Below are 7,667 nucleotides of genomic sequence, written 5' to 3'. Positions count from 1 at the left end.
TTTTTTTCCCCCGCCGACCCCCGCCGGCGGCGCGGCGATGCCGCCGAAGACAAACATCAGGGTGCCAATCAGCGCGGACGCGGTCCCGGACTGCGCGGCGTCGACGGCGCTCATCGCCTCCGCGCCGGCGACGGTGCTGATGCCGCTCATCAGCGACACGGTAAAGAACAGGCCGACCAGCGCCAGCACCGGCAGATGCAGCCAGGCAAACAGCAGCATGATCGCCGCACAGCTCACGGCCAGCGTCAGGCCGCCGCGCAGCAGGCTTTCGGCGCTAAAGCGGCGCGCCAGACGGGAAAAGATCATCGCGGCGATGATCAGCCCGATACCGTTCAGACCGAACAGCAGACTGAACTGCATGGCGCTCATGCCGTATTCGCTCTGCATCACGAAGGAAGAAGAGCCGATGTAGGAGAACAGCCCGGCCATCATAAAGGCCTGGATCAGGCAGAAGCGCAGAAAGCGGCGATTTTTCAGCACCGGCTGGCCGGGCCGTTGGCGGCTGGCATGCGCCGCTGTGGCCGGACGCGTTTCCCGCAGGATCGCCAGGCTCATCACCAGCAGCACGCCGCCAATGGCGGCCATCGTCCAGAAGAGAATTCGCCAGTCGAAGGCGGTGATAACGTAGCCGCCCAGCACCGGGGACAGCACCGGCGCAATGCCGTTCACGGTCATCAGCAGGGCGAAAAACTGGGTCAGCAGGGTGCCCTGGTATTTATCGCGGGCAATGGAGCGCGACAGCACCGAGCCGCCGGCGCCGGCAAAGCCTTGTAAAAAGCGCCAGACAATCAGCATGTTGATATCGCGGGTCAGGGCGCACATCGCCGAAGAGAAGATAAACAGCAGCAGAGACAGCGCCAGCGGTTTCAGGCGGCCAATGCGGTCGCTCAGCGGGCCGAAAAACAGCTGACCCAGGCCGAGACCAATCAGTGCGGCGGTCAACGACAGCTGGGTCTGGGTGCTGGTGGCCTGCAGCTGCTGAGTGATCTCCGGCAGCGCCGGTAGATAAAAATCCGTGCACAGCGGGCCGATACCCGACAGCAGGCCGAGGATCAGCGCCCAGGAGAGGGAAACACGTGGCATAACGATTCCTTACAGAAGCCGGGCGCGGCCGCCCGGCGGGTGAAATTAACTGGCGCCGCCGCCCAGCGACTGCCAGAGGGTGATCCGGTTATTGAGGTCGGTCTGCTGCAGGGACAGCAGCGTCGTCTTCGCCGACCACAGCGTGCGCTGGGCCGTAAGCACCGACAGATAATCGCCGACTCCGGCCTGATAGCTCTTCATGGCAATATCCAGCGATGTCTGCTCGGCGGCGACGTACTGCCGCTGGGCATCGAGCTCTTCGCTCAGCGTTTCCCGGCGCGCCAGCGCATCGGCAACGTCCTTAAACGCGCTCTGAATCGATTTCTCGTAGGTGGCGATCAGCCCCTTTTTCTCCGCTTCCGCATAGCGCAGCTGCGCCAGGTTGCTGCCGCCGGTGAACAGCGGCAGGCTGATGGAGGGGGCGAACGACCACACCTGCATCCCGTGGCTGAACAGCGACGACAGCGAGTCGCTGCCGACCCCGGCGCTGGCGGTCAGGGAAATCGACGGGAAGAAGTTCGCCCGCGCCGCGCCGATATCGGCATTGGCGCTCTTCAGATTGTGCTCCGCTTCCTGAATGTCCGGCCGACGCAGCAGCACCGACGACGACACGCCCGCCGGCACCAGCGCGATGCTGTTATCCCCGAGACTCTCGAGAGTGCCGGGCAGTAGGCTCTCCGGCACGGTTTCCCCCGCCAGCAGGTTAATGGCGTTTTTATCCTGCGCCACCAGCGTACGATAGCTGGCGACGCTGGCGCGCGCCTGCTGATAGACGCTTTCCGCCGAGCTTAAATCCCCCGCGGAGGCGGTGCCAACCGCCATCTGGCGGGCGACGATGTTGCGCGAGTTTGCCGCGCTGTCCATGGTCTGCTGCGCCAGCGCCAGATTGCTGTTATCCGTCGCCAGCGTCACCCAGGCGGTGGTCAAATCGGCAATCATCGTCAGCCGGGTATTCTGCGCGGTGAATTCGCTGGCAAGCCAGGTTTCGCGCGCCGCGCGCGACAGGCTCTGGTTCTTGCCGAACAAGTCCAGTTCGAAGCTGGAGACCGCGCCGTCGGCCTGTGAAGCGGAGCTCAGGCCGCTGGCCACCGTTTTGCTGCGGGTGTGGCTCAGTTCGGCATCAACGGTGGGAAACAGCGATGCCCGCGTTTCGCCATACTGGGCGCGCGCGGCCTCGATATCGGCCAGCGCCTTTTGCACATCGCGGTTGCTGTTAAGCGCGATGCTGACCACTTTTTTCAGCCGCGCGTCATTGACCACTTTCTGCCAGTCGCCGACCACCGCCGTCGATTCGCCGTGCGCCCCGGGCAGGGTGGCCGGCACCGGCGCGGCCGGGCGATCATAATGCGGGTCAAGCGAGACGCAGCCCGCGGTCAGGAGCGCGATAAACATAAAACTTAAACGAAACATACCTTACTCCTGAGAAGGACGTTGGCGGGTGAAGAGACGTTTCACCAGCACGAAGAACAGCGGTACGAAGAACACCGCCAGCAGGGTGGCCGTCAGGGTGCCGCCGATAATCCCGGTGCCGATCGCCACGCGGCTGTTGGCTCCGGCGCCGGTGGCGATGGCCAGCGGCAGCACCCCGGCGATAAACGCCAGCGAGGTCATGACAATCGGGCGCAGGCGAGTCTGCGCGGCGCGGATCGCCGCCCGGGAGAGCGAATACCCCTCATCCACGGCGGATTCAGCGAACTCCACGATCAGGATGGCGTTTTTCGACGACAGGCCGATGGTGGTCAGCAGCGCCACCTGGAAGTAGACGTCGTTGCTTAAGCCGCGCAGCGTCGCCGCCAGCGCCGCGCCAAGCAGGCCGAGCGGGATGACCATGATCACCGAGAACGGCACCGACCAGCTCTCATACAGCGCCGCCAGGCACAGGAATACCACCAGAATCGAGATGGCGTAGAGGCTCATCGCCTGGCCGCTGGCCAGCTTTTCCTGCAGCGAAATGCCGCTCCACGCCCAGGTGGAGCCCGCCGGCAGGCTGTCGGCCAGCTTTTCCATCTTGTCCATCGCCGCGCCGGAGCTGAAGCCGGCGGCGTTTTCGCCCTGGATCTCAAAGGCGGCGGAGCCGTTGTAGCGCACCAGGCTTTCCGGGCCGTATTGCCAGTGGGTGGTGGCGAAGGCGGAGAACGGCGTCATGCTGTTATCGCTGCCGCGAACGAACCATTTGCCAAGGTCCGACGGCACCGCGCGCGCGTCGCTTTCGCCCTGGATATAGACCTTCTTCACCCGGCCGCGATCGATAAAGTCATTCACGTAGGTACCGCCCCAGGCGCTGGAGAGCGTATCGGTCACGTCGCTCAGCGACAGCCCCAGCGAGACGGCTTTGTTGTTATCGATATCCACCTGCAGCTGCGGCATCTGCGGCAGATCGTTAGCGCGCACCGACTGCAGCTCGCTGCTCTGGTTGGCCGCCGCCAGCAGCTGGCTGCGCAGCTTCATCAGGCTGTCGCGGTCGGTACCGCCGCTGGCCATCAGCTCGAAGGTGAATCCGTTGCTCTGTCCGAGACCGTCTACCGACGGCGGGGTCATGGCGAAGAGGGTGGCGTCGCGGATCGTCCCCAGCTCTTTGGTGGCGCGCAGGGCGATGGCCTGGGCGGTATTGTCGTCCCCTTTGCGTTGCGACCAGTTTTTCAGCGACACGAAGGCCATCCCGGCGTTCTGCCCGCTGCCGCTAAAGCTGAAGCCGTCGACGGTGAAAATGACATCGGTATTGGCTTTCTCTTTGGTGAGGAACCAGTCGGTCACCTGGCGGCGCACCTCGGCGGTACGCACCGCCGTCGCCCCGGCGGGCAGGGGGTACTGGACCATGATCTCCCCCTGGTCCTCCACCGGCAGGAAGCTGCCCGGCAGCTTCCACATCGCCAGCGCCATCGCCCCGCAAATCAGCGCGTAAGCGCCCATCATCACTGCGCCCCGGCGCAGGCCGCCGAGCACCCGGCGCTGGTAGCCCTCCTCCGTACGTCCCCACAGGCGGTTAAAGGCGCCGAAGAACCCTTTGGTGTGCGGTTTGGAGTGGCTGAGCAGCGCGCCGCACAGCGCCGGGGTGAGGGTCAGCGCTACCACCACCGACAGCATCATCGCCGAGATAATGGTTACCGAGAACTGGCGATAGATGACCCCGGTCGAACCGCCGAAGAAGGCCATCGGCAGGAACACCGCCGACAGCACCAGGGCAATCGCCACCAGCGCGCCGGAGATTTCGCCCATCGATTTTTCGGTGGCTTCGCGAGCGGGGAGCCCTTCGTCGCGCATAATGCGCTCGACGTTCTCCACCACCACGATGGCGTCATCCACCAGCAGGCCGATCGCCAGCACCATGGCGAACAGCGTCAGGGTGTTAATCGAGTAGCCGAACAGGGCCAGCACCCCGAAGGTGCCAAGCAGCACCACCGGCACCGCCACCGCCGGAATGAGCGTCGCGCGGAAGTTCTGCAGGAACAGATACATCACGCAGACGACGAGGATAATCGCTTCGAACAGGGTCTGAATCACGTCCTCGACCGAGATTTTGATGAACTCGGTGCTGTCCTTCGGATAGGCAATATCGTAACCCTGCGGCATCTGACGCTGGAATTCGGCGATTTTGCTTTTCACCAGCGTCGCGGTGTCCAGCGCGTTGGCGCCGGGGGCCATCATCACCGCGATCCCGGCGGCCGGGTGGCCGTTCAGATTGGCGGTGGCGGTGTAATCCTCGCTACCCATTTCCACCCGCGCGACATCGCTCAGGCGCACCACCGAGCCGTCGGCCTGGCTTTTCACGATGATCGCTTTGAACTGGTCAGGGGTTTGCAGCCGGGACTGCGCGCGCACGGTGGCGGTTAATTGCTGGGCATTGGACGACGGTAGCGCGCCGATTTTACCGGCGGAAACCTGCACGTTCTGCGCCTCAATCGCCGACTGGACGTCGGAAGGCATCAGCGAGTAGGAGGCGAGTTTGGTCGGGTCCATCCAGACGCGCATCGCGTATTCGGCGCCGAATACCTGCAGGCTGCCGACGCCCTCCACGCGCGCCAGCGGGTCCTGCATATTGCTGACCAGCCAGTCGGAGATATCGGAGCTGGTGGCGCGGTTGGTTTTGTCATACACCGCAAGGATCAGCAGAAAGCTGCTCTGCGATTTTTCCACCGTTACGCCGGACTGCTGGACTTCGCTCGGCAGCCGCGATTCCGCCTGCTGCACTTTGTTTTGCACCTGCACCTGGGCGGTGTCCGGGTCGGTCCCCTGCTCAAAGGTGACGGTGATGCTGACCGAGCCGTCGGAGCTGCTGGTGGAGCTGAAGTAGAGCAGATGGTCGAGGCCGGTGAGCTGCTGCTCGATCACCTGGGTGACGCTGTTCTCCAGGGTTTCGGCGGACGCCCCGGTATAGGTGGCGGAGATTTTCACCGCCGGCGGGGCGACGTCCGGATACTGGCCTACCGGCAGGGTGCGGATCGCCAGCACCCCGGCGAGCATAATCAGAATGGCGATCACCCAGGCAAAGACCGGGCGACGCACGAAGAAACGGGAGAACATCAGGCGTTGCCTCCGTTATTGTTGACGGCGACGGCCTTCACTGTCTGTCCGGGGGCCACTTTACCGGTGCCTTCGACAATCAGCTTGTCGCCCGCTTTCAGGCCGCTCAGCACCAGCCATTTATCGCCGTAGGTGTCGCCGGTTTCCACGGTACGCTGCTCAACTTTGTTGGCGGCATCGACCACCAGCGCCGTGGCGTCGCCTTTGGCATCGCGGGTGATCCCCTGCTGCGGGGCGAGGATCGCGTCGTTCATGATGCCTTCATCGATGCGCGCGCGGACGAACATCCCCGGTAGCAGGACGTGCTGCGGGTTGGGGAAGATAGCGCGCAGGGTTACCGAGCCGGTAGATTCATCGACGGCGACTTCGGTGAGCGCCAGACGCCCTTTTTCGGGATAGGTACTGCCATCTTCCAGGGTTAACGTCACGCTGAGGGTGTCGCTGTTGCTGGCCAGGCTTTGCTTGCGTAAACGCAGGAGATCGACGCTGGATCGCGTCAGATCGACATACATGGTGTCGAGCCCGCGGATCGTCGCCAGCGCGGTATCCTGATCGGCGGAGACCAGCGCCCCCGGCGTAACCGACGAGATGCCGATGCGCCCGGCAATCGGCGCGGTGATGGTGGTCCAGTTCAGGTTAATGCGCGCGCTCTCCAGCGCCGCTTTCTTCGATTCCACGCTGGCCTTGTCCTGGGCGCAGGTGGAGGCGGCGTCGTCAGCATCCTGGCGGGAAACGCCGTTATCCCTGATCAGCGACGCGTAGCGCTGGGCCTTCTGGCAATCGGAGACCACCAGCGCCTGGGCCTGTTTCAGCGCCGCCGCCGCTTCGTTCCAGGTCGCGCGATAGCTGGAGGGATCGATCTGGTAAAGGGCCTGCCCGGCCTTCACCATATCGCCTTCGGTAAACAGGCGTTTCTGGATGATGCCACCCACCTGCGGGCGAACTTCGGCGCTGAGCGAGGCGGTGGTGCGGCCGGTGAGCTGGCTGACTACCGGCACCGGCTGGCTTTGCAGGGTGACCACGCCCACTTCCGGCGTGGGTTGCTGCGGAGCAGATGTCTGCGCATTATCGCATCCGCTAAGGAGAAATAATGCTGTCGCGATGGGAGCTATGATGTATTTCATTATATTTTCTCAAGATATAAGACGTCCGCCCCGTTTATTTAAAAACGAGGGAATAGGTTGGGCGCTGAGGCATTTTCGGGTGAGCGAAAATGACAAAAAAGGAACACAGATGTTCCTGAACGTGATTGTTATTGTGTCTCCGCTGAAGCCAACCTCTTCGGTCTTCAGGAGGTGAAAAGCGCATCTCCTCTGGTTTTGTGGTGAGAATGATCATTCTCATTTTTTCCCCATTATACGATCCGTCGCGATAATGGAAAGGTTTTTTTGCTTACTTTTAGAACGCAAAAAATTAAGGCAAATAATCATGGAGAAAATAAGAATATTTTGTGAAAGTGGAGAGGGAAAATAACCATTCGGCAGCGCGATACTGGAGATAGTTAATGACACTAATCATTACAAAAAGCATTAATCCCGACGATCAACAAGAATTGTTTGCCGGTCTACGGCAGTATAATCAGCAGTATCTCGATGCGGCGCAGTTTGGCGATCTGGGGGTTTACTCCCGCGATGGGCAAGGGGTGATGCAGGGCGGGCTGATTGCCAAACGCAAGGGCAACTGGCTGTGCATTGAGTATCTGTGGGTTAGCGAGGCGACGCGCGGGCGCGGGCTGGGGAGCGAGCTGATGCAGGAGGCGGAACAGCAGGCGCAGGCGCAAGGCTGCAGCCATCTGCTGGTGGATACCTTTAGCTTCCAGGCGCTGCCGTTTTATCAGAAATTAGGCTATCAGCTGCAGATGTCGCTGCCCGACTTCCCGCACGCAGGCATGCAGCGCCACTATTTGTCGAAGGCGCTGTAACGATCCTGGTATCCCCGGGCGGTCAGGTACCGCACCTGTGGTTGTGCCGGATGGCGGCATAAAGGCCTTATCCGGCCTACGGTTCGTGCGACCTGTTGTTATTTTAACCACATGCGCGACTGAAACTGCCGGTGCTGGCGGC

General features: G+C 62.3%; 6 protein-coding genes and 1 pseudogene. 2 read left to right on the top strand and 5 right to left on the bottom strand.

Going from position 1 to position 7,667, the window contains the following annotated elements; all coding sequences use genetic code 11:
• From HMPREF9538_RS13425 to eefA, 4 genes are all read right to left on the bottom strand, one after another.
• A partial coding sequence (locus tag HMPREF9538_RS13425) for a multidrug effflux MFS transporter (RefSeq protein WP_009485157.1) occupies positions 1-1,083 on the bottom strand: 1,083 nt, incomplete at its 3' end.
• A gap of 45 nt (positions 1,084-1,128) precedes the next feature.
• Positions 1,129-2,493 carry a multidrug efflux RND transporter outer membrane subunit EefC gene (gene eefC / locus HMPREF9538_RS13430; protein WP_004186228.1) on the bottom strand — a complete coding sequence of 455 codons (1,365 nt, stop codon included), beginning with the start codon at positions 2,491-2,493 and terminating at the stop codon, positions 1,129-1,131.
• Between the two features lie 3 nt (positions 2,494-2,496).
• Positions 2,497-5,604 (bottom strand): multidrug efflux RND transporter permease subunit EefB, encoded by a 3,108-nt coding sequence (eefB, locus tag HMPREF9538_RS13435; protein WP_009485156.1) that lies wholly within the window; start codon positions 5,602-5,604, stop codon positions 2,497-2,499.
• Positions 5,604-6,728 (bottom strand): multidrug efflux RND transporter periplasmic adaptor subunit EefA, encoded by a 1,125-nt coding sequence (gene eefA / locus HMPREF9538_RS13440; RefSeq protein ID WP_009485155.1) that lies wholly within the window; start codon positions 6,726-6,728, stop codon positions 5,604-5,606. Before eefA ends, eefB begins: the two co-directional genes overlap by 1 nt.
• Before the next feature lie 206 nt (positions 6,729-6,934).
• Here eefA and HMPREF9538_RS32255 point away from each other — a divergent pair.
• A pseudogene (locus tag HMPREF9538_RS32255) lies at positions 6,935-7,058 on the top strand (hypothetical protein).
• On the opposite strand, the gene HMPREF9538_RS32250 reads toward HMPREF9538_RS32255, so the two are convergent.
• Complete coding sequence (locus tag HMPREF9538_RS32250; protein WP_014343452.1) at positions 7,018-7,134, bottom strand: hypothetical protein; 117 nt, start codon at positions 7,132-7,134, stop codon at positions 7,018-7,020. The pseudogene HMPREF9538_RS32255 and the gene HMPREF9538_RS32250 sit on opposite strands and share 41 nt — an antisense overlap.
• Here HMPREF9538_RS32250 and HMPREF9538_RS13445 point away from each other — a divergent pair.
• Positions 7,109-7,525: a GNAT family N-acetyltransferase gene (locus HMPREF9538_RS13445; RefSeq protein WP_009485154.1), complete on the top strand. Its 417-nt coding sequence runs from the start codon at positions 7,109-7,111 to the stop codon at positions 7,523-7,525. The genes HMPREF9538_RS32250 and HMPREF9538_RS13445 overlap by 26 nt on opposite strands.
• Positions 7,526-7,667 lie beyond the last annotated feature (142 nt).

Source organism: Klebsiella sp. MS 92-3 (genome assembly GCF_000195655.1).
Classification (GTDB): Bacteria; Pseudomonadota; Gammaproteobacteria; order Enterobacterales; family Enterobacteriaceae; genus Klebsiella; species Klebsiella pneumoniae.
Note: the sequence above shows the minus strand (reverse complement) of the source record. Positions and strands in the feature narration are given on the sequence as shown.

Coding starts and splice junctions, on each gene's coding strand:
- eefC (WP_004186228.1), bottom strand. CDS start 2,493: ATGTTTCGTTTAAGTTTTATGTTTATCGCGCTCCTGACCGCGGGCTGC.
- eefB (WP_009485156.1), bottom strand. CDS start 5,604: ATGTTCTCCCGTTTCTTCGTGCGTCGCCCGGTCTTTGCCTGGGTGATC.
- eefA (WP_009485155.1), bottom strand. CDS start 6,728: ATGAAATACATCATAGCTCCCATCGCGACAGCATTATTTCTCCTTAGC.
- HMPREF9538_RS13445 (WP_009485154.1), top strand. CDS start 7,109: ATGACACTAATCATTACAAAAAGCATTAATCCCGACGATCAACAAGAA.
- HMPREF9538_RS32250 (WP_014343452.1), bottom strand. CDS start 7,134: ATGCTTTTTGTAATGATTAGTGTCATTAACTATCTCCAGTATCGCGCT.